General features: G+C 65.9%; 22 protein-coding genes. 6 read left to right on the plus strand and 16 right to left on the minus strand.

Annotation, left to right across the window (positions count from 1 at the left end; genetic code table 11):
• The first annotated feature begins 26 nt into the window (after positions 1-26).
• Positions 27-2,303: a DEAD/DEAH box helicase gene (gene sftH / locus HK108_RS06580; RefSeq protein ID WP_181270923.1), complete on the plus strand. Its 2,277-nt coding sequence runs from the start codon at positions 27-29 to the stop codon at positions 2,301-2,303.
• 9 nt (positions 2,304-2,312) lie between these two features.
• On the opposite strand, the gene HK108_RS06585 is transcribed toward sftH, so the two are convergent.
• The 9 genes from HK108_RS06585 to HK108_RS06625 form a co-directional block, all read right to left on the minus strand.
• On the minus strand, positions 2,313-2,630 hold the full coding sequence (locus tag HK108_RS06585) for an Rv3654c family TadE-like protein (RefSeq protein ID WP_181270924.1): 318 nt from the start codon (positions 2,628-2,630) through the stop codon (positions 2,313-2,315).
• On the minus strand, positions 2,627-3,013 hold the full coding sequence (locus tag HK108_RS06590; RefSeq protein ID WP_181270925.1) for a TadE family protein: 387 nt from the start codon (positions 3,011-3,013) through the stop codon (positions 2,627-2,629). Before HK108_RS06590 ends, HK108_RS06585 begins: the two co-directional genes overlap by 4 nt.
• A 6-nt stretch (positions 3,014-3,019) precedes the next feature.
• Positions 3,020-3,265: a DUF4244 domain-containing protein gene (locus tag HK108_RS06595; RefSeq protein WP_139468701.1), complete on the minus strand. Its 246-nt coding sequence runs from the start codon at positions 3,263-3,265 to the stop codon at positions 3,020-3,022.
• 187 nt (positions 3,266-3,452) lie between these two features.
• Entirely contained in the window at positions 3,453-4,055 is a 603-nt protein-coding gene (locus tag HK108_RS06600) for a GNAT family N-acetyltransferase (RefSeq protein ID WP_092016110.1), read from the minus strand.
• Between the two features lie 42 nt (positions 4,056-4,097).
• Positions 4,098-4,694, minus strand: coding sequence for a type II secretion system F family protein (locus HK108_RS06605; RefSeq protein WP_229664004.1), 597 nt, complete (start codon positions 4,692-4,694; stop codon positions 4,098-4,100).
• Positions 4,691-5,386 carry a type II secretion system F family protein gene (locus HK108_RS06610; protein WP_139468703.1) on the minus strand — a complete coding sequence of 232 codons (696 nt, stop codon included), beginning with the start codon at positions 5,384-5,386 and terminating at the stop codon, positions 4,691-4,693. Before HK108_RS06610 ends, HK108_RS06605 begins: the two co-directional genes overlap by 4 nt.
• Positions 5,383-6,555: a TadA family conjugal transfer-associated ATPase gene (locus tag HK108_RS06615; protein WP_172173911.1), complete on the minus strand. Its 1,173-nt coding sequence runs from the start codon at positions 6,553-6,555 to the stop codon at positions 5,383-5,385. The genes HK108_RS06610 and HK108_RS06615 overlap by 4 nt, the downstream gene beginning before the upstream one ends.
• Positions 6,552-7,559 (minus strand): septum site-determining protein Ssd, encoded by a 1,008-nt coding sequence (gene ssd, locus HK108_RS06620; RefSeq protein ID WP_181270926.1) that lies wholly within the window; start codon positions 7,557-7,559, stop codon positions 6,552-6,554. Before ssd ends, HK108_RS06615 begins: the two co-directional genes overlap by 4 nt.
• A gap of 243 nt (positions 7,560-7,802) precedes the next feature.
• Complete coding sequence (locus tag HK108_RS06625; protein WP_181270927.1) at positions 7,803-10,469, minus strand: hypothetical protein; 2,667 nt, start codon at positions 10,467-10,469, stop codon at positions 7,803-7,805.
• A gap of 337 nt (positions 10,470-10,806) precedes the next feature.
• On the opposite strand from HK108_RS06625, the gene acs reads away from it, so the two are divergent.
• Both acs and HK108_RS06635 read left to right on the plus strand, forming a co-directional pair.
• Positions 10,807-12,744, plus strand: a complete 1,938-nt coding sequence (gene acs, locus HK108_RS06630) for an acetate--CoA ligase (protein WP_181270928.1) — start codon at positions 10,807-10,809, stop codon at positions 12,742-12,744.
• 179 nt (positions 12,745-12,923) lie between these two features.
• Positions 12,924-13,331, plus strand: coding sequence for a phage holin family protein (locus HK108_RS06635; RefSeq protein WP_039211350.1), 408 nt, complete (start codon positions 12,924-12,926; stop codon positions 13,329-13,331).
• An 82-nt stretch (positions 13,332-13,413) separates the two neighbouring features.
• Here the strand turns inward: HK108_RS06635 and HK108_RS06640 are convergent, their stop codons facing one another.
• Positions 13,414-14,418: a TetR/AcrR family transcriptional regulator gene (locus HK108_RS06640; RefSeq protein ID WP_181270929.1), complete on the minus strand. Its 1,005-nt coding sequence runs from the start codon at positions 14,416-14,418 to the stop codon at positions 13,414-13,416.
• A gap of 111 nt (positions 14,419-14,529) precedes the next feature.
• On the opposite strand from HK108_RS06640, the gene HK108_RS06645 reads away from it, so the two are divergent.
• Together HK108_RS06645 and HK108_RS06650 are read left to right on the plus strand one after the other, a co-directional pair.
• The gene (locus tag HK108_RS06645; RefSeq protein ID WP_181270930.1) at positions 14,530-15,489 is read left to right on the plus strand and encodes an ABC transporter ATP-binding protein; all 960 of its coding nucleotides are present in this window, start codon (positions 14,530-14,532) and stop codon (positions 15,487-15,489) included.
• A 58-nt stretch (positions 15,490-15,547) separates the two neighbouring features.
• Entirely contained in the window at positions 15,548-16,393 is an 846-nt protein-coding gene (locus tag HK108_RS06650) for an ABC transporter permease (RefSeq protein ID WP_181270931.1), read from the plus strand.
• Between the two features lie 28 nt (positions 16,394-16,421).
• Here HK108_RS06650 and HK108_RS06655 read toward each other — a convergent pair whose 3' ends face one another.
• Together HK108_RS06655 and nth are read right to left on the minus strand one after the other, a co-directional pair.
• On the minus strand, positions 16,422-17,153 hold the full coding sequence (locus HK108_RS06655) for an NUDIX hydrolase (protein WP_181270932.1): 732 nt from the start codon (positions 17,151-17,153) through the stop codon (positions 16,422-16,424).
• Complete coding sequence (gene nth, locus HK108_RS06660; RefSeq protein WP_181270933.1) at positions 17,150-17,926, minus strand: endonuclease III; 777 nt, start codon at positions 17,924-17,926, stop codon at positions 17,150-17,152. The genes HK108_RS06655 and nth overlap by 4 nt, the downstream gene beginning before the upstream one ends.
• Before the next feature lie 243 nt (positions 17,927-18,169).
• On the opposite strand from nth, the gene HK108_RS06665 reads away from it, so the two are divergent.
• Positions 18,170-18,847: a Crp/Fnr family transcriptional regulator gene (locus tag HK108_RS06665; RefSeq protein ID WP_101545702.1), complete on the plus strand. Its 678-nt coding sequence runs from the start codon at positions 18,170-18,172 to the stop codon at positions 18,845-18,847.
• A gap of 314 nt (positions 18,848-19,161) precedes the next feature.
• On the opposite strand, the gene HK108_RS06670 is transcribed toward HK108_RS06665, so the two are convergent.
• The 4 genes from HK108_RS06670 to sp36 are packed head-to-tail and all read right to left on the minus strand — an operon-like array spanning position 19,162 to position 21,565.
• Positions 19,162-19,929, minus strand: a complete 768-nt coding sequence (locus HK108_RS06670) for an MBL fold metallo-hydrolase (protein ID WP_181270934.1) — start codon at positions 19,927-19,929, stop codon at positions 19,162-19,164.
• Complete coding sequence (locus HK108_RS06675; protein ID WP_181270935.1) at positions 19,926-20,897, minus strand: NUDIX hydrolase; 972 nt, start codon at positions 20,895-20,897, stop codon at positions 19,926-19,928. Before HK108_RS06675 ends, HK108_RS06670 begins: the two co-directional genes overlap by 4 nt.
• The gene (locus tag HK108_RS06680; RefSeq protein WP_139907182.1) at positions 20,887-21,360 is read right to left on the minus strand and encodes a RidA family protein; all 474 of its coding nucleotides are present in this window, start codon (positions 21,358-21,360) and stop codon (positions 20,887-20,889) included. Before HK108_RS06680 ends, HK108_RS06675 begins: the two co-directional genes overlap by 11 nt.
• Before the next feature lie 49 nt (positions 21,361-21,409).
• Entirely contained in the window at positions 21,410-21,565 is a 156-nt protein-coding gene (sp36, locus tag HK108_RS06685) for a Sp36 family protein (protein WP_009883339.1), read from the minus strand.
• Positions 21,566-21,567: the final 2 nt, after the last annotated feature.

Consider the following 21,567-nt stretch of genomic DNA (forward strand, 5'->3'; position numbering starts at 1 on the left):
CCTAGCGACTGCGCCATAATTGACTCATGGCCTCCTCTGCTCTTCTCGACATCGTCACCGGTTTCGGTGCCCGGGATGAGCGGATCGTCCATGTCCGCGATATCCCGCAGCGTTTCGAACGGGATGCCGAGTGGCCGGACTGGATCGACGAGGAACTCAAGCACGCATGTCATTCCATCGGCGTCGACGCTCTGTGGCAGCACCAGCTCGAGGCGGCGCAGACGGCCAGGGACGGTTCCGACGTCGTCATCGCCACCCCCACCGCGTCGGGCAAGTCGTTGGGATTCTGGCTGCCGGTGCTCGAAGCGATCCAATCGACTCGCGGGAAGCTGCGCACCGCCTCGGCGATCTACATCGCTCCGACAAAGGCTCTGGCCGCCGATCAGCTGGCCAAACTCGAACGATTCGTCATCCAGGGCATGCGTCCCGCCAGCTACGACGGGGACACCTCACAGGTCTCGAAGGACTGGGCGAGACGGCATGCGAACATCATCTTCACCAACCCGGACATGCTCCACCGCAGCATTCTGCCCCAGCACGAACGCTTCGCCCGGATGTTCAAAAACCTGCGCTTCATAGTCATCGATGAAGCCCACCGCTACCGTGGAGTGTTCGGGTCCCACGTCGCACTCATCCTCCGCCGCCTGCTGCGCATCGCCGCCCACTACGGGGCTGCCCCGGTCGTCATCGGAGCCTCGGCGACGATGGCGGACCCGGACGCAGCCTTTGCGAAGCTGACCGGGCGGCCCGCAAACGCGGTGACCGAGGATTCTTCACCCCGGGCAGCAGGCAGCTTCGCACTGTGGGAGCCTCCTGTGTCACCGGGCGGGGACCGGCGCAGCGGCCTCGTCGAGGCCGCCGATGTCATCACCGATTCCATGTGCGCCGGATATCGATCGATCACGTTCATCGCCTCCCGCCGAGGCACCGAAGCCCTGGCGCAGACGGTCCGTGACCAGGTGGGTGAGGTGGACGAGACCCTGACCGGCAAGGTCGCGGCATACCGGGGCGGGTATCTGGCCGAAGAGCGCAGGATGCTCGAGACGGCTCTGCGTTCGGGTCAGCTGCTGGCCGTGGCGTCGACGAATGCTCTGGAGCTGGGCATCGACATCTCCGGACTCGACCTGGTCATCATCTCCGGCTGGCCGGGGACCTTGGCGTCCCTATGGCAGCAGGCGGGACGCGCGGGCCGAGCCGGGCAACGGTGGATGGCTGTGTTCATCGCCCGCGATGATCCGCTCGATACCTTCGTCGTCCACCACCCCGAAGTCATCTTCGACTCCCCCGTCGACGCCGGCATCATCCATCCGGGCAATCCGCACGTGCTTTCCGGTCACCTGTGTGCGGCCGCCGCCGAGGTGCCTCTGAAGGCGGCCGATCTCGTGCACTTCCCGGACGATTCGTCCGAGGTCATCGACGATCTCGTGGAGCGGAAGATGCTGCGAGCACGGCCGACCGGATGGTTCTGGGCAAAAGACCAACCGGCGACCGACCTGTCCGATATCCGCGGTTCCGGCGGCGGACAATTCAGCCTGGTCGAAGCGAGCACCGGCACTCTGCTGGGCACGGTCGACGAATCGGGTGCACATACGGGAGCCCATCCGGGCGCGGTGTACACGCATCAGGGCATCGACTTCACCGTCCTCGATCTCGACCTCGAGGACCGGATCGTCGCCGTCGAACGTGCCGAGGTCGACTACACGACTCAGCCGCGCTCGCAGACGGAGATCTCGATCGTCGACACCGATGCGCAGCGGGTTCTGCCCTCCGGGGTGGCTGTGTGCAGCGGCACCGTCGACGTCAAGGATCAGGTCGTCGCCTACCGTATGCGGGCCAAGCGCGGTGGAGCGATCATCGCCGAACACGAGCTCGACTTGCCGGAGCGCACGCTGCGGACGAAGGCCGTGTGGTGGACGATTCCGCAGAGCGTCCTCGACGAGGCCGAAGTCGTCTCCGGAGACCTGCCCGGAGCCGTCCATGCCGCCGAGCATGCTTCGATCGGTCTGCTGCCGCTCTTCGCCGGCTGCGACCGGTGGGATATCGGCGGAGTGTCGACGGCTCTGCATGCCGACACCGGACTGGCGACAGTGTTCGTCTATGACGGTCTGGCCGGTGGTGCCGGTTTCGCCGAACGCGGCAGCGAGGTCATCGAAGAATGGTTGGGTGCGACAAGGGATGCCATCGCCGCATGTGAGTGCATCGACGGCTGCCCGTCGTGTGTGCAGTCGCCGAAGTGCGGCAACGGCAACGAACCGTTGGAGAAGGACGCTGCGCTGAGGCTGCTGCGCACCGTGCTCAGGTAGCGATCCCCCTCATTTCCCGGCGACGGCCTCCTCTCTGACCTTCGGCAGAGGTCTCGGGATGTCGACTTCGATGACGACATAGGCGGATTGCTCACTCAATGAGGCACGGCAGTCCTTGAGGTGTCCGCCGTTGCGAATCGCTACCTCCTTCGCCGTCTCACACGGTTCCCCGGTGGCCAGTCCGCGCACGGCGTCCGCAGCGGCGAGCGCCGCCAGATCCGCGGCACTCTGTGCCCGACTGTGGGCGACGAACGCCTGGCCGAGGCTGCCGATGGCGGTGACGAGGACGAGCACGATCGAGCAGAGACCCACGACGATGTTCGTCATGACGGTCCTCCTCTGTCCCCTTCGAACCGTGCGGTGGCATCCGCGTCGACGGTGTCGAGGAAGAAGATCGCGGCCGGCAGCTCGATCGTGACCGTGACGACCGAGTATCCGCCGTCGGCTCGGACACGGACCGAGGATGAGTCACCGGCGTGCTTCTTCGCTTCGGACACGACGGCGGCCTGTGGTTCGCCGCGGGCGATCTCACGGACCGCGGACCGTGCCGCGTCGAAGGCTCGCAGCTGGGAGAACCCGACAGCGGCGGCTCCCGCGAGCAGCACGATGAGAAGAACGACAGCCGGCATGACGACGGCGAATTCCGCCGTCGCCGTTCCCGCATCGCGATCCCATCCTCGCTGCCGCTGACGGGAGCGTCCGCGTGCCATGACGGTTCAGCTTCCCAGACCGAGCGCCGAGGAGATGACCCCCGTGATGAGTTCCTTGATCGGTTCGGATTTGAGGACCACGACGAGAAGTGCGGCGAATCCGCACGCGGCCAGAGTGGTGATCGCATATTCGGCTGTGGTCGCTCCGGCGTCGGGTTCCCAGAACTGTTCGATCTCGCTGTGGTCCTCGACCGGTTCCACGTGCCCGGTCGGCGGGTCCTCGATCTGCGGGGACGGTGATGTGGTGGCCATGCTCTCCTCCTTGGCTGAAACCCCGTTCGCACTCTGCGAGCGGACCTTCAGCCTGGGAGTCGGCATACTGCCGTGTCCAGGGCCGGATTCGCACCTGTGGAAACGTGTTCTGCATCCACAGGCTCACCGTGTGTGAGTGGAGGCGCCGTCCACAGGAAACGGCGTGCGAGTCAGCGCAGCCCGAGCATCAGCTGTTGCCGGCCCAGTCGTCTCTGAGGATGGCCATGATGACTTCGTCGTGGCGCCGGCCGTTGAAGAACACGGCTTCGCGTCGACGGCCTTCTTCGACGAATCCGGCTTTCGTATAGGAGGCGATTCCACGGGTGTTGAACGCCCAGGTCTGCAGCTCGATGCGATTGAGTCCCAATTGGAGGAACCCGTATTTCACGGCCAGTCGCACGGCATCCGAGCCGTATCCGCGACCGTGGAATTCAGGGCCGAGGACGATCGCCAGAGTGGCGGACTGGTTGATGGGATTGCGTCCGTAGAGGGTGACATGGCCGACGAACTCCTCGGTTTCGGTCAGCTCGATGCTGAAGCCGACTGCCTCGCTCGAGGTGTTCGCACTCCACTGCGAGAACTGCTCGGACACACCCCCTTCGGGCCGCGGCAGAACCGTGTGATTCTGCAGGACGACGATCGAGGGATCGAACCACCACTGTTCGAGGTACGGCAGATCATCCTCCCTTAGCGGCCGCAGGCGCACGGATCGACCGACGAAGAGATTCTCGGCGTAGTCCTCGGCTTGTTCGACATTGGACAGCTGATTGAAAGGTGTGACCGGTGCCATGTCCCGAGCCTATCGGTCGAGTCTGAAAACCCGGTCACCACTTCAGAAGAACACGGTCGTGAGGTCGGTCAGCAGTGAGATGACGACCGGAACAACAGACAGCAGCAGGAACGCCGGCAGAATGCACACACCCAAGGGCAGCACCAGCTGCACACCCAGCGAGGCAGCCGCCTCCTGCCGACGCCGACGGGACGAAGCCCGCAGCTCCTCGGCCACTGACTCGATGAGAGGTGCCGGGCCGACGCCGGTGTGTTCGGAGAACTCGAAGACCTCGAGCACCGGCAGCAGGCGATCGTCGTCGGCGAGCCTGCGCCCTCCGATCGTCATTGCACGGGCGATCCTCTGCAGACCCGACCGGTCGTCTGTGGCCTCGGCGGTCAGGGTCAGCGCCACGGGAATCGGCAGACCGGAGGTCAGGCAGATCGCCACAAGGTCGAGGTCGAACGCCAGCTGATCATCGGCCACTGCTCCTGCCGTCCCCGACTCCGGCGTTCCCGCCTCCCCGGCAGCCGCCTCGGTGTCGGTGGGAACGGATCGGCCCTCGCCGAGGAGGCTCTGCAGTCTCCCGCGGGTCGGTCCGGACCACAGCAGCACGCCGAGTCCGACGCAGACACCGATGAGCACAATCAGCATGGTCATCTCTGTGCTCTGAGCATCATCGTCCGCATCCACCACCGGCCGGCACCGTACAGGAGGAGGCCGGCACCGATGCTCAGCTGTCCCGGCAGTCCGGTGATGAGTTCCAGAGGGCGGACGCCGATGAGCAGGCCCAGACCGACACCGATGAGCGGCAGCCAGCTGAGCACCCGCACCGTCGACCTCGGTCCGGCCATCGCGATGCGGCGTTCGCGTTCGGCGTCGAGGGCGTCTCTCTGGGCTGCCGCATACCTGAGGATCATCTCCGCTGCCGGTGCTCCGGAGCGTTCGGACACCGTCCACACAGCGGCCATTCCCGACAGCACGTGAGCGGCGGCTTCCGACAGTCCGGAGCTGCGGGTGGCGATGGCGCGTCCGGGTTCCTCACCCAGGGAGATGGCTCGTGAGATCGGGGTCAGGACGTCGTTGCGGCGACTCAGCGTGCTCATCACCGCCTGCGGGGTCATCCCCACCTTGAGCAGGTGGGCGCAGTTCTCCACGGCGGCGATCGCCCACAGACGTTCTGCCTGATCGTCGGCGGTGTGACCGCCTGGGCGAAAGAAGGCACGCACCCCTTTCCGCACCGATTCTCCGCCCTCCCCACGGGGCAAGAGCTCGCGCAGCCTGGAGCCCGGGTCCGGAGGCGCGGCGAGGATGATCCCGGCCGCGATGAGGACGGCGGTGACGACGATCATTGCGCGGACTTCTGTTCGAGCACGGCTTCGAACCGGGCCAGGGCACGCCGATTGACAGTGCCGGCCGTCGACGGCGAGGGGCGACCCCACACCGGTTCCATCACCACTCCCTCGGATCCGGTCCTCGTCGGGATCGCCAATTCCGTGACTCCCCGCTCGGAACCCGTGCGACGCAGATGGATGACGAGGTCGATGGCGGTGGAGAACTGCGAATACACGGCGTCCGGACTCATCTGCGCCAGCGCACCGAGCGCAGCCACCCGGCTGGGCACGGCCTCGGCGGTGTTCGCGTGGATCGTCGCACACCCACCTTCGTGCCCGGTATTGAGGGCCGTGAGCATGTCCCGGACCTCGGCACCGCGGCATTCCCCGACGACGAGGCGATCGGGCCGCATCCGCAGGGCATTGCGCACGAGGTCGGTCAGGGTCACTTCGCCTCCGCCTTCGACGTTGGCCTGACGCGCAGCGAGCTGCACGGTATGCGGGTGGGTGACGATGAGCTCGCGGGAGTCCTCGACGATGACGATGCGTTGGATCGGTTCGACCAGCGACAGCAGAGCGCCGAGGAGGACGGTCTTTCCCGTGCCCGTTCCGCCGGAGACGAGGATGTTCGCCCGCGAGGTGACCGCCTCGGCGACGAGGGGGCTGATCTCAGCGGGGACGAACCCTTCGGCGCAGAGCTGGGAATAGGGGAATCCGGCCCGTTTGGGTACGCGGAAGCTGATCGTCGTCGTCTCCCCGGAAATCGGTGGGACGATCGCGTTCATCCGCACCCCGTCGGGCAGACGAACGTCGACATAGGGGGAAGAATCGTCGAGGCGGCGCCCGCCGAGGGCGGCCAAACGCACCGCCAAGGACCGCACGTCCTCTTCGGATCCCAGCGTCAGGTCGAGCAGCTGGGGACCGTCACCGGTGTCGGCGAAGACCTCCCGCGGCCCGTTGACGAACACGTCCGTGGTGCCGGGCACCTCGAGCACGGACTGCAGGGGTCCGGCCCCGGACAGCTGCGCGGACAGCCGGGTGACGAGTTCGAGCAGGGCGGAGGAACCGAGCACGCGTCCGGTGCGCTGGACCGCCTCGGCGACGGCGGCCGTGGTCACCGGTCCCGGATTGTCGAGCAGCGTTTTGCGGACATCGGCGACGAGCGAGGCGTCGAGCCATTCGCTCATTCCACCCACTCCCCCAGCAATCGGTCGACGAGGCGGCCGAGGTGCGCCCCACCTGGGATTCCCTCGCCGCGGTCGACGGCAGCGGACAGGCCCCGATCGTCGCGGATGCTTCCAGCCAGGCTCAGCCCGATGGAATCGGCGAGGAGGTCGGCGTCGAGCCCGCCGGCCCCGGTTTCACGGACGACGAGGCGCACATCCGGGTGGGCTTGGGAGAGCCGCTTGGCCACTTGGGAGGAGGCGACGGCGGATCTGACCCGGGCCGGGGAGACGAGGAGGACATGATGGCAGCGCCGGGTCCACTGGGGTGGGGCGTGGCGGGGCAGATCGACGATGACGAGGTCGAAGGCCTGGCCGGCCGCGGCGAGGAAGTCGTCGAAGACGTCCGGGTCGAGGTCGACGGTGTCGTCTCGCCCCCAGGACAGAAGGGCGAGCCCGTCGTGGCGGGGCAGCGCTTCGGCCAGGGTGGAGGGGCGCAGCTGTCCGCGGGAGGCACTGAGGTCGGTCCACCGGGGACCGGGGGCCTGTTCGGCACCGAGGACGAGGTCGAGTCCCCCGCCGAGCGGGTCGGCGTCGACGAGGACGGTGCTGTGATCGGCTCCGGCCCGCCGGGCGAGTGCGCAGGCGAGCACGGAGGCTCCGGCTCCCCCGCATCCGGCGACGACGCCGACCGTGGTCCCGGGTGCCGTCGGCGGTTCGACAGCGGCGATCATCCGCCCGCTCAGCCATTCCGCAGCAGCAGGCAGCACGGCGAGCTGGTCGACGCCGAGGTGCGCGGCCCTCGCCCAGGTCGAGGAGGGTTCGTCATCGTCGAGGACGACGAGGATCGTGTCTGCCCGGTCGGTGGCGGGGGCTTCGCGGACGTCTTCTCCGAGGAGGATGAGCGACGCGGACTGCCAGCCTCCGGAGTCGGGAGGCAGGACGGTCAGCGAGATGCCGATGCTTTCGGCCACTCGTGCGCATTCTTCGGTGATCGCACCGAGGTCGGTGATGAGGGCTACCTGCATGCACCGAGCCTGGATCCGCCCGGCTGTCACCGGCCAGGCCGGAGTGCCGCCCTGTGGATGGAACGACGAAGGGGCGCCTCCTGTGAGGTTGAGTCACAGGAAGCGCCCCCAGCGGCAGTCGGCGGCCTCCGTCCACGTCAGCCGCGGTGGGCCGACCGGCCGGTCACATCATGTGGTGCCGGTGGGCACCGGTTCGACCGAGGTCTGTCCACAGCGTTGACGCGTGAGTGGATTCCAGTCGGCTCAGCCTCGCTGGATTCCTTCGATATTGCGCAGGATGCCAGTGGTGCTGCCGTCGGAGTCGCGGACCTTGAACCAGGATCCGTTGTCTTCGAGGCTGAGGTACCAGTCGCCGGGATAGATCGTGAACACCGGCATTCCGGTGGTCTCGTCCACGGCTTCGCGCGGTTCGGGAACGGCGAACCAGAAGGCCTGGATGATGGGGCGTCCACCGTCCTGGTTCTCGGCCTGACCATTGTCCTGATCGGCGTTCCGTCCGTCGTTCGGCGCATCACCGGACCGGTTCTGCCCCACATCGGCGGGCACCGGCTGGTTGTCGACGGCCGTCTGTGCCATGGTCTCGTCATTCGACCTCTCCGCGCCCCCGTCGGTCTCCGGCCGGTTGGCGTAGTCGGCCACGGGAACGTACTGAGTCGGCTCTTCGCTTTCGGGAGCGGTGGTCCGCTCCGAGTTGACTGCCGGCTCCATCACAGCGGTCGCCTGTTCGTCGTCGTCCGCGCCCGTCTTGCCAACTGAGGTGGGTTCATCATCTGACGCGACCTTGTCGTCGGCCGGGGTGCTGACGACGGTGGCATCGGTGGAGCGGATGTTGGCGTCGTCGTCCGGGTCCTGCGCCGTGGTCCCGTCGGTCGATGCCGGGGAATCCGATGGCGAATCGTTCGACGCCGCATCTGCCGAGGCCGCATCTTCCGATGCATTTCCTGTCGAGGCCTGACCGGCATCGGTCGAGGACTGCGCAGCCGAATTCGCGCCGGCGACGTTCGCACCTTCGGCGGCGTTCGTGTCGGACGATTTGGCGTTGACCTTGGAGACCAGGTCGCTGCTCTCGGACGGTGACACCACCGTGGGGGTCTCGTCTGACTTCGACGAGGCTGCCGTGGACCGGTCCGCGGACGTGTCGTCGTTCGCTTCATCCTTCCGAGCAGCCGACCCGGTGTCGGTCGATTCCGCACCGAGGGTCGATTCCGCACCAGGCGTCGATTCCGCGTCGGACTCCGTTTCGGGAGCGGCGTGGCGGCCACGGCGACGTTCGGAATCCGAATGCGCAGCAGCGACGCCGGCAGCACCGGCACCGATCACTCCGGCGCCTGCGGCAGCGGCCGCGGCGCCCGAGTGTGACATGTCATCGGACTGCCTGGACTGGGCGTCAGACGCTGCAGGCTGGCTGCCCGACTCAGCGGCCCGGCTTCCCGCAGCGGCGGTCTGCTCTCCGGTCGCATCGGTCTGCGGCTGTCCCGCTCCGACACCGAATGCCTGAGTCGGTTCGCTCTGCGAATGCTGTGGGGCGTCCGAATCGTGACGACCCAGGTAGGTCTGTCCGTCACCGGTGCTGTGCACCGGTCCGTCGTCCGAGGCCTGGTCGGATGCCACGTCCGCGGATTCGGGCGCAGCGCCCGCGCCCGAGGTGCCGGAAGCGGCGGGTGCGGCGAAGGAGCTAGCCGAACGCTCGGAGTCCTGCTCCTGCGGCGGAGCGTAGGGGCTGGGCTGGGCCTGCTGGTCGGAGGGCCTTGCCTGCTGGCCGGGAGCGACGAACTGGTTCTGCTGTTCCGGACCGCCGAACTGACCCGACTGACCGAACTGGTCCTGCTGACCCTGCTGTGCAGGCTGACCCGACTGTCCCGGGCCGCCGAACTGGTCCTGCTGTCCGGGTGCACCGAACTGAGTCGGCTGACCGGACTGTCCCGGACCGCCCGGCTGGCCGAACTGATCCGGCTGACCGGGTCCCGCCTGTCCCGCACCGGCCGGAGCCGCTCCGTAAGGCGCGAATCCGGGTGCACCGGTGCCCGGGCCGGCAGCACCGGGCACATTGGCCACTGGTGCCGGATGCTGGGTGTGCTTGGTGACAGGGCGAGCCTTCGGATGGGTTTCGATGTCCTCGCGGCCGGCGAATTCCTTGGCGAAGAACGGCAGCATCGTGAATACTCCGGCGAAGAACGCGATGAGGCCGGCGAAGAACGTCAGGTACGAACCCACATGCCAGTAGACCGCCGAAGTGAGCAGATCGACGAACACATAGGTGAAGGCGATCGCCGAGAGCACGGAGATGAACTGGTCGAGGCTGAGCGATCCGACTCGCAGTCGGCTGTTGCCGAGCTTGTTGACGAGCACGGCCGCCACGATGAGCAGAATTGTGAGCACTCCGAACACGAGCGCGCCCATATCGGCGACATTCCAGTGCCACAGAGTGGTCGTCTCACTGCCGAGGCCGTAGTCGTAACCCCGGTAAGGCACGAACAATGCGATGAAGGCGAGCAGTCCGGCGAACAGGAGGAAGAGATCGCGCAGAGTCAGCGGGCCGAGGATCCCCGGGCCGGTCTTCTGCTTCGGCGCAGGCGCCTGACCGAACTGGCCCTGCCCCGGAGCCGAACCATAGGGTCCCGGCGCCGATCCGTACTCACCGGGAGCAGAACCGTACGGGCCAGGTCCCGAACCGTACTGGGCCGGGGACGAACCGTAGGGCCCTTGTGCGGCGGGCTGTCCCGGTGCGGAACCATAGGGTCCCGGTGCGGAACCATAGCCCGGCCCGGGAGCCGAACCGAACTGCCCTGGTCCCGAACCGTAGGCCGGCGGCTGACCACCGGGCTGCTGCGCGTTCTGGCCCGGGTACTGCGGGGGCTGATCCTGCCACGGCTGTGGCCCGGACCCGGTTGGATGCTGCGGCGAACTCATCGCTGACTCCAGTCGACCTCGGGGAAAAGCTAACAGTGTTTCCGTGTCCGCGCGGGACGGATCCCGACAGACTCTGACCCCATCCTTGCAGAACACAGGCCTCCTGTGCACTCATATGCGCATTCTCAGGCACGTCGAAGACTCCTCAGTCCCCCGCCGAGGCGGCCCTTCCGTCGCCGCGCAACCATCGAAATCATGTGAGCCATACCACGACAAATGCGCGGTGGCTACCCCCGATTTCCCCGTTCATCGAGTGAAACTGCTCTCCCCAGCCCCCGACCGCAGGTATACAGTGCAACTAGAATTTTCGATCCACCAAGGAAGTCGGAGGGAAAGCATGACCGAAACCGCTGCCGAGCAGACCGAGACATTTGCCCCACCTGAGCAGTTCGCGGCCGCCGCCAACGTCAAGGCCGATGAATACGAACGCGCCGAGGCGGACTACCTGGGTTTCTGGGCCGAACAGTCCCGTGAGCTCGTCGACTGGCACGAAGACTTCGACGAGATCCTCGACTGGACGAACCCGCCGTTCGCGAAGTGGTTCGTCGGCGGAAAGCTCAACGTCGCTTATAACTGCCTCGACCGTCACGTCCTCGCCGGCAACGGCGACCGAGTGGCCATCAACTTCGAAGGCGAACCGGGCGACTCCCGCACCTTCACCTATGCCGAACTCCTCGCCGAGGTGTCGAAGGCGGCGAACACGCTGATCGACCTCGGCGTGAAGACCGGCGACCGGGTGGCCATCTATCTGCCGATGATCCCCGAAGCGGTGATCTCGATGCTCGCCTGTGCCCGCCTCGGTGCGGCGCATTCCGTCGTCTTCGGCGGATTCTCCGCCGATGCTCTTCACTCGCGCATCATCGACGCCGAGGCCCGCGTCGTCATCACCGCCGACGGCAGCTACCGGCGCACCAAACCCACGAGTCTCAAGCCGGCCGTCGACGAAGCGATCGCCCAGGGCGACACTCCCGTCGAGCACGTCCTCGTCGTCAAGCGCACCGGTCAGGACGTCGACTGGGTCGAAGGCCGTGACCAGTGGTGGGAGGACTCCGTCGGCCAGGCCGGCGACACACACGAGTGCGAATTCTTCGACTCGGAGCACCCGCTGTTCATCCTCTACACCTCCGGTACGACAGGAAAGCCCAAGGGCATCCTCCACACCACCGGCGGCTACCTCACTCAGGTGCTCTACTCGATGAAGGCCGTCTTCGACATCAAGCCCGAATCCGATGTCTTCTGGTGCACCGCCGACGTCGGCTGGATCACCGGTCACTCCTATGTCACCTACGGCCCACTGGCCGCCGGCACCACTCAAATCATCTACGAAGGCACTCCGGACACCCCGCATCAGGGTCGTTGGTGGGAGATCATCGAGAAGTACAGAGCCACGATCCTCTACGCCGCACCGACGGCGATCCGCACCTGCATGAAGTGGGGCGAGGAGATCCCCGCGAAGTACGATCTGTCCAGTCTGCGCCTGCTCGGCAGCGTCGGCGAACCGATCAACCCCGAGGCCTGGCGCTGGTACCACCGCGTCATCGGCAGTGAGCGCTGCCCGATCGTGGACACATGGTGGCAGACCGAGACCGGGGCCCACATGATCGCGCCTCTGCCCGGCGTGCTCTCAACCAAGCCCGGCTCCTCACAGCGTCCGATTCCCGGCATCTCCGTCGATGTCGTCGATGATTCGGGTGAGAACCCGGCCGGCCCCGAAGGCGGACTGCTCGTCATCCGCCGCCCATGGCCGTCGATGCTGCGCGGAATCTGGAAAGACCCGGAGCGCTTCAAGGAGACCTACTGGTCGCGGTTCGAAGACACGTACTTCGCCGGCGACGGCGCCCGCCGTGATGAGGACGGGGACATCTGGTTCCTCGGGCGTGTCGACGACGTGATGAATGTGTCCGGTCACCGCCTGTCCACCGCCGAGATCGAGTCCTCGCTCGTCGCGCATCCCAAGGTCGCCGAGGCGGCTGTGGTCGGCGCCGCCGACGACACGTCCGGTCAGGCAGTCGTCGCGTTCGTCATCGTCTCCAACGGCGTCGAGGACTCCCCCGAGACCTCTGAGGAGCTGCGTCAGCATGTGGGCAAGGACATCGGCCCCATCGCGAAGCCGAAGAAGGTGCACATCGTCACGGACCTGCCCAAGACCCGCTCGGGCAAGATCATGCGTCGCCTGCTCAAGGACGTTGCCGAGAACCGCGAGGTCGGCAACACGTCGACCCTCGCCGATGCCTCGGTGATGGATCAGATCGAAAAGTCCGTCACAGGAGCCTGATCCCCTCGCTCTGAGGCCGAAATCGGATGACCCGTCGGTGACAGACGACCCTGCCGCATAACGGCGGTCGTCCGGATCCGACGGGTTTTCCCGATTCCCCGCCGATTCGCCTTTGGCCGCAGAGCCCGTTCAGACTACTCTTAAGTTAGATTGTCCTCGTTCTCGATTTAGGAGCTCTCATGGCCGAACGGTCCATCAGCGAACTGATCAAAGGCATCAGCGACGATTCCAAAGCGATCGCCGAAGAAGAGATTGCCCTCGCCAAGGCCGAGGCCACTGCCGGTGCGAAGAACCTGGGCATCGGGGCCGGACTGGCCATCGTCGCTCTCTTCCTGCTCTTCCTGTCCTCGTTCATGGTGATCTTCGCCGGTGCGGCAGCATTCCATGAGGGTCTGGGCTGGCCATGGTGGGGCAGCTTCCTCATCGTCTTCGGCATCCTCGCCGTCATTGCGATCATCCTCGTCCTTGTGGCCCTCCCGCTGTTCAAGAAGGGCAACCCGGTTCCGGGCACCGCGATCGGTTCGGCCAAGTCGCTGGTGGCCTCTGTCAAGCGCGCAGTGAAGAATCCCTCGGGACCCAGGTACTGACACCTCTCCCAATCTGAGAACCGCGGCAGATGCGAGAAGCGGCGCCGGACGAAATGTCCGGCGCCGCTTCTCGCATTCACGCTCAGCGTCGCTTCGCGACTCGCTCCTTGGCTTCCCGCAGAACCTGACGTTCCCGTTTCCGTGCCTCGGCCAGCACCTTCTGCGCCTGCCGGACCGCTTTCTGCGCCTCTCGCAGCTTCTTATCGGCCGCTACCGCAGGGTCATCATCGGCGATCGCGGCATGCCCTGCAGCCGCTGCCTCCGTCGCATCATCGGGCGCGGCGACTGAGGTCGCTGCGCTCGAGCCGTCGTTCGCCACGTCGGACGCGGCACCTGCCCGCGCGTTCACGATCGCCTCGATGAAGGCCTCCACCCCGTCCAACCCTCGTTCGAGCCCGAAGTCGAAGGGATCGAATTCCGAGGCGAAGACCCCCGCATCGATCGCCTTCCTGAGGAAGGGATATCCATCCTCGGTGATGACGGCGTCGAAGAGACGCTGCTCCCGCGCCGCCACCTCGGCGGCGTCCAACCCGGTCGCTCTGCTCTGCTCCTCGTAGCCTGCCGCAATCAGCCCTTTCCAACGAGCCGCACCGGTGACGAGAAGTGAGACAGCGATCCCCTCCTCTTCGGTCAGACCGGTATCGCGGAGCGCCTCGAGATCGGCTTCCAGCCAGGCCGAACTGTTCGGTGTGATCGGGCTGCCGGTGATCGGCATCGACAGCAGCCAGGACTGACGCGAATAGATCTGTGACTGCGCCTCATAGAGTTCAACGAGTCGTGCCCGCCAGCCGAGATCCTCCTCGCCTGGCTCCGGCGGCAGGCCGGTCGCCTCCTCCTGCATGAGCAGCAACAGATCGTCCTTCGAGCTGACATAGCGGTAGAGCGACATCGGCGTGTACCCGAGTCGTTTCGCGACCGCCGCCATCGACACCGCCTGGATGCCGTCGCTGTCGGCGATCTCAATCGCAGCGTCGACGATCTTCTCGACGCTCATCTCCCTCTTCGGCCCCCGCTGGGGAGTCGCCGCGACACCCCAGGCCAGTGCGATTCCACTGGGAAGCTGCTCGATCAGATCATCCGTGCTCATGCCGTCAGTCTATATTGTGTATGGCATATATTGCGTGTTAGTGTCATATACAGTTTCTGTCATATACAGACACTTACTCCGGGAACCACGACTCGTGAGAGGACTCCCATCATGACCACGGAAAGTTCAACCAGCACCGCACAGGACTCAACGGCACCGTCACCGAAACCGACAGGGCACATCGACACGGGTGACCTCCGTTCTCCCGCTATCTCCTTCACACAGGTGGGCAAGCGCTTCGGAACGAAGACCGTCCTCGACGGACTCGACTTCCACGTGCACAGAGGCGAGGTCTTCGCACTTCTCGGCTCCAACGGCGCAGGGAAGACCACATGCATCAATATCCTCACCACGCTCGTCCGCCCTGATGCCGGATCAGTTCGAGTCATGGACGTCGATGTGCGCGAGTCACCCGCCGAGGCGAAGCGGCGATTCGCCGTCACCGGCCAGTCAGCTGCCGTCGATGCCCATCTCTCGACCGAAGAGAACCTCGTCCTCCTCGGTCGGCTCTCCGGGCTGAGTCGGAGTGCCGCGAAAGCGCGAAGCCGCGACCTTGCCGAGAAGCTCAGCCTCACAGCCTTCATGTCCACCCGGGTCGCCGCACTCTCCGGCGGTATGCGTCGCCGCCTCGACCTGGCTCTCAGCCTCGTCGTCCCCGTCGAGGTGCTCATTCTCGACGAACCCACCACCGGGCTGGACACCCGCTCCCGGCAGGAGCTGTGGACTGAAGTCAGCGAGCTCTCCCGAGGCGGCGCGACGGTGTTCCTCACCACCCAGTACCTCGACGAGGCCGATGCACTGGCCGACCGGATCGGCCTGCTCGACAGCGGCCGAATGGCGGGTCTGGGCACACCGGCAGAACTCAAGGCACGCATCGGCGAGGACACCGTGTCGATCCGCGGAACAGACGGAACTCAACTGGATGAGATCGCGACCGACGGCACTGTCACCGGCCTCGCCGCGGCTCTCGAGCCGTGGACTTCCCGATCGCCTCGGGCCTCGGTTTCCCTGCACAGTCCCAGCCTCGACGACGTCTTCCTCGCTTTCACCTCGGCCGGCTCACCTCACTGAGCGCTCGATATCCGATCCCACGTCTCCGATCTCCACACCGTCCAGAGAGGACAGACCAATGTCACACAGTCACCCGATCACCGATACCCCGACGACAGCAGCGACCACCGCCTCTCCCCTCCCCCGAGGGGTCTCCCGTACACGCCCTCGCGGGTTCTCCACCGAGGCCGCCTTCATCGGCAGGAGCCTGCGTCACGCTGTTCGCGACGTCGAATCGCTGCTCATGGCCGTCGCTCTGCCGGTGATGCTCATGCTCATGTTCACCTTCGTCTTCGGCGGCGCTCTCGATCCCGACGGCGGCTACGTCGACTACGTCGTCCCCGGAATCATCCTCACCTGCGCCGGATTCGGTGCCGCCTCGACCTCGCTGTCGGTGGCTTCGGACATGACCTCCGGGTTCGTCGACCGACTGCGGACGATGCCGGTGCGAGCGTCTGCCGTCATCACCGGGCACGTGGCGGCGAGCCTCGCAAGGAATCTGTTCGCCACTTCCATCGTCCTCCTCGTCGCCGTCGCCATCGGATTCCGTCCCTCCGCCGGAGTGGGCGAATGGCTGGCGACCGTCGGACTCGTCGCCCTCTACATTCTGGCGATCACGTATCTCTTCGCCGCTATCGGCCTCGCCGCGAAGTCTCCCGAATCCGCCAACGGGTACGGCTTCATCCTGCTCTTCCTCCCGTACGTCTCCAGCGCATTCGTGCCGGTCGAGACCATGCCGAAGTGGTTGGAGGTGTTCGCCGACAATCAGCCGATCACCCCGATCATCGACGCTCTGCGCGCACTGCTCATCGGCACCGAGATGGGCACTTCCGGCTATCTCGCTGTCGGCTGGTGTCTGCTCATCCTCGCTGTGGCGGCGGTGTGGGCCGCGGTGCTGTTCAGAGCGAAGGCCGGGCAGCGCTGACCGTCGCCGGAATTCGCAGTGGCCGAATTCAGAAGTCGATGGCGATGGGAGCCTTCTTGTCCCAATCACCGGCCCAGCCGAGATGGTCGAGGGCGAAGTCGAGGATGCCGGCAGTGAAGCCCCATACCTTGAGGACTCCGACGTCGAAGGCCGGGGTCGAGATCTTCAGATCGGGACGGGCGAAGGTTCCGCGGTTGGCGGGGGCGACGAGGTCGGCGATGGCCACCCGGTAGACGGAGTAGGACTCCCGCTGATCCATCACCTGGACTTGGCCCGGCTGACGCCAATAGCCGATAACCGGAGTGACCTCGAACTTCGAGACGGGGATATAGAGCGGGTCCATCTCTCCGAGAACTTCGACGGTGTCCGGGGAGATTCCGGCTTCTTCCTCCGCTTCACGCAGCGCGGCGGCCGCCATGGAATCGTCTTCGGGGTCACGACCGCCTCCGGGGAAGGCGACCTGCCCGGGATGATGGCGCAGGGTCGCGGCACGCTGGAGAAGAACGATGTCGACATCGGCGACGCCGAGTTCGGCCAGGCGCGATGCTTCTGCGCCTCCCGCCTCGGTACGAGGCTCTCCCCCGCGCCCGAAGAGCATGAGAACGGCGGCGTCACGGGCGGACTGCTCGGCGGCGTCCTTCTGTCGGCGCAGCCACAGCGGGGACCCGTGCGAGGCGGCGAGATCTTCGAGCTGCCCGCGCAAGGCCCCATCGGCGATCGTCGCCGATTCGGGTGGAAGGTCGGGGATTCGGGCGCTCATCGTCCCTCCTCGGGGACAGCCTCCTCGGCGGGAGTGGCCAAAGGCGCCATTTCGAACCGAAGCATGGCACGTGCCTTGTCCGGATCGAGTTCCCCGATCCCGAACGATGGGCACAGCGCCGTCAGGGGGCAGGCTCCACAGGCGGGCTTGCGGGAATGGCAGATGCGGCGGCCGTGGAAGATCACCCGATGCGAAAGCATGGTGAGGTCCTTCTTCGGGAACAGGACCGCGATCTCGTGCTCGGCCTTGACCGGATCGGTTTCCTCGGTCCAACCGAAGCGGCGGGCCAGCCGGCCCATATGTGTATCGACGGTCAGCCCAGGGGTGTCGAAAGCGTTTCCGAGGACGACGTTCGCGGTCTTTCGTCCGACTCCGGCGAGCTTGACGAGCTTGTCCAGCTTGTTCGGCACCACGCCGTCGTATTCATCGACGAGTTCGTTCGCGAGCTTGACGATGTTGCGGGCCTTGGCCCGGTAGAACCCTGTGGAGCGGATGTGCTCCTCGACCTCGATGAGATTGGCCACGGCCAGGGCGTGGGCGTCGGGGAAGGCGGCGAAGAGGCTCGGGGTGACCGAGTTGACGCGGATATCGGTGGTCTGGGCGGAGAGGACGGTGGCGATGAGCAGCTGGAACGGAGTCTCGAAGTCGAGCTCGCACTTCGCGTTCGGATACACCTCGGCGAGGATGCGATGGATCTTCCGCGCCCGGCGGGTTCGTCCCAGCGGGGTCTCCTTCGCGAACTTCCGCGCGCTCTTCTCTGCCACAGTCAACACGACTCACCATCCTAATCCGTGCCCTGTCATTCCGCAGTCATGCCGGTCACACCCGTGAATCATGTTCGCGCCCGGATCTGCGCACCTTGTTCTGGCCGGCTGCGGGAATGGTGTGGACGAGAGTCGTGTTGGGCGGTGCGGGAGAGGTTTTCATACTGATGGGCCACACTCCCGCGTCTTTGCTGGTATCGATGCAGATGACCAGGTAGATTTGTGTGTGATTATCACGACAAGGAGGAACCAGTGGATATTGAAGTGGTGCGGGGCGCGACGCTCTTCGCAGGTCTGGACGATGAAGCCACCAGTGCATTGATGAAGTTCATGAACCCGCGGAGTCTCCGTCGGGGAACCGTGCTCTTCCATGAGGGCGATGCCGGTGACGAGCTCTACATCGTCTCCTCGGGCAAGCTCAAGATCGGCCGTGAGTCCTCCGACGGCCGTGAGAACCTGCTGTCCGTGGTCGGCCCCGGCGAGATCATCGGTGAGCTCAGCCTCTTCGATCCGGGCCCGCGTTCGACCTCTGTCACTGCCGTCTCCCAGTCGGAGCTGCTCAGCCTCAAGCACGAAGACCTCACCACTTGGCTCAACGAGCGTCCGCAGGCCGCGATGAACCTGCTCAAGGCCCTCGCCCAGCGTCTGCGTCGCACCAATGAGACCGTCGGCGACCTTGTCTTCTCCGATGTGCCCGGCCGTGTCGCCAAGGCTCTGCTCGACCTCGCCGCTCGCTTCTCGAAGCCGGCTCCCGACGGTGTGCTCGTCGCTCACGACCTCACTCAGGAAGAGCTGGCTCAGCTCGTCGGTGCCTCGCGTGAGACCGTGAACAAGGCACTGGCCGACTTCGCCGCCCGCGGCTTCATCCGTCTCGAGGCCCGCTCCGTCGTCATCCTCGACATGGACCGCATGCGCAACCGCGCCCGCTGATCCTCCCAGCGACCTCCGGCCGCTGTGGCCGCGTGGACGCCGCGACAAATGGACGCCCCAGCCGATTCGGCTGGGGCGTTCGTTCTGGTCGGGACAGGTGTGCGTCGTGGCCGGCGCTCGCCGTCTCAGGGGCTGTCGCGTGAGGTGTGGGAAGTTTCGTGATCGCGTTCTGATCCAGTCATCGAGTTCAAACTCGATGACTGGATCAGAACCCGAGTCGTGAGTGGTGTGTCATCCAGCTGGACCGAAGATGTTGCGCACCATGCGCCGCGGGAGGACTCAGGCGTCGGCGGCTCCGGCGTCAGCAGCGGGACTCAGGCGTCGTCGGCGGCGGGCAGGGCGTCGAGGTAGGCCAGCTGAGCCTTGACGATCTGCTCGGCCGCCGGCCGCACGCTGGAGTCGACGTCGTGGTAGACGATGTCGCAGACCTCCGAGGCGGTCTTCGCGCCCTGCTCCAATGCCGCTTTGACCTGCCCGATGCGTTCGAGTCGGTGGGAGCGGTAGTAGTCGATCACCTCGGCGGGGGCGTCGATGCGCTCACCGTGGGCCGGTTCGATGATGGCGAACTCCCCTGCGTCGAGCAGCTCCTTCAATCGGTCGAGGGAGTTGAGATAGTCGCCCAGGGAGCCTTCCGGATGGGTGACGATCGTCGTCCCCTCCCCCAGGATCGTATCGCCGCTGTAGAGGGCTCCGGAGTGGATGAGGCTGATGCTGTCGCTCGTGTGTCCGGGGGTGGCGACGACGCGCAGCACGTCGGCCGGAGTGTCACCGAAGGCGATCTCGTCGCCGTCGCTGACCGGGTCCGTGTGCCGGGCGAAACGCTCGAGCACGGCATAGACGGGCACGGCGGGGGCCCATTGCTCGATGCTTCCGAGCATCTCGGAGTGGTCGGCGTGCTGGTGGGTGAGAACGACCGCCGCCAGGTCACGGTCGGCCACCTCAGCGAGGAAGGCTTCACGATGATCGGCCATCTCCGGTCCAGGATCGATGACGACTGCGGAGGTGTCATCCTGGCTGGTGAGCACGTAGGTGTTCGTACCGGTCAGGGTCATCGGGCCGGGGTTGTTCGCACGGATTCTCATGAGTCGTCGTTCTCCTCGTCTGTCGTTTCGTCATCGTCACCGCTGAATGTCAGGAAGCCGGGGTTCTGGTCGGTGTCGGTCTCGCCGACGGCCACGGCCCGGTCGCGCAGGCTTCCCTTGCTGTGGGGGTCCTTGCCCGTGTGGATGACGACCTTCCAGTCGCCGTCGTCATCGACGATCTCCGGACGCAGCGGGTGGAGGTTGCGGATCTGCGCCATGGCCGCGCCCACGGTCGGGACCTCGGCGAGGCTTTCGACGATGATGCGGGCGGCCGCGCCGATGCGGTCGGGGTCTCCTCCCACCTCGGCGATGATCTGGTCGGGGCGTTTCCATCCGGCAGAGGTCTCGTTCGGTGACAGGAAGTCGACGTCCTGGCCGAAGGGCACGGTGGCGATGAAGTAGGTGGTGTCGAACCGGTGCAGCTGGGTGGGGGTGTTGATCCAACGTAGCCACGGTTTGCACAGATCGGGACGCAACCGCAGGTCTCGGTCGCGTAAGACCTGTGACCAGGACACTTCGTTCGAGAACAGCCTCGATCGGGTGGTGTTCCAGTCCGTCTGCGGTGTGGCCACGATCTCCCGGTCGACATCCTCGGCGAGCAGGATTCCGGTGGCAGCGAAGGTGATGCGGGCGGCCGCGGAGAAGTGGTGGAGGGCGCGGGATTTGTTTTCGATGCTCAGCGCACGGGCGCACCGGGCCGAATTCCATCCGGCCAGAGGCAGCTTCCGCACATCACCCGGGCGCAGGCTGCTGGTGGGAAATGCCCACCGGTTGCGGTCTTCGACGCCGCGGGCGTCGAGTTGCCGGGTGATGAAGAGTTCCAGCCCGTCCGCGGAATCCCGGATCAGCACGATCGCCGAGGTGGGGCGCGGGGCCTCCGGGACGGGCCACCGTCCGTCGGACTGCCAGTGGTCAAGCAGCCACCGCAGCTCCGACGAGACGGGAAGAGTGCGTCCGCTAAGCGGCATCGCCTGAGACCTCGACGATGACTTCGACCTCGACGGGGGTGCCCAGAGGCAGAGTGTTCACGCCGACCGCGCTGCGGGCGTGCTGCCCACGGTCTCCGAAGATCTCGCCATAGAGCTCGGACACGCCGTTGATGACGGCTGGCTGCTGGGTGAAGTCGTCGGCGGAGTTGACGAAGCCGGTGACCTTGACGACGCGCACGATCTTGTCGAGATCGCCGATGACTCCGGCGATGGCGGCCAGAGCGTTGAGCCCGGCGGTGCGTGCAAGTTGGTAGCCGGTGTCGAGGTCGACGTCCGTGCCGAGGTGACCGGTCGCAGGCAGTTTGCCGTCGACGACGGGCAGCTGGCCCGAGGTATAGACGTAGTTCCCGGTGCGCAGGGCGGGGACGTAGGCGCCGGCTGGTGTGGCGATCTCGGGTAGTTCGAGGCCGAGTTCGTTCATGCGCTCAAGGGTCTTCGACATTGTTCTTCTTTCGGTGAGGGTGGGGTGTCAACGGTCCGGCCGGTTCAGCTCATTCTTTGGGGCGTTTGAGGTAAGCCACGAGTCCGTTGTTGTCGGGACCCGGGACGACCTGCACGAGTTCGTATCCGTCCTCGCCCCATTGGTCGAGGATCTGCTTGGTCGCGTGGACGATGAGCGGCACGGTGACGTATTCCCACTTGGTCATGG

The organism is Brevibacterium sediminis (assembly GCF_013623905.1).
GTDB lineage: Bacteria > Actinomycetota > Actinomycetes > Actinomycetales > Brevibacteriaceae > Brevibacterium > Brevibacterium sediminis.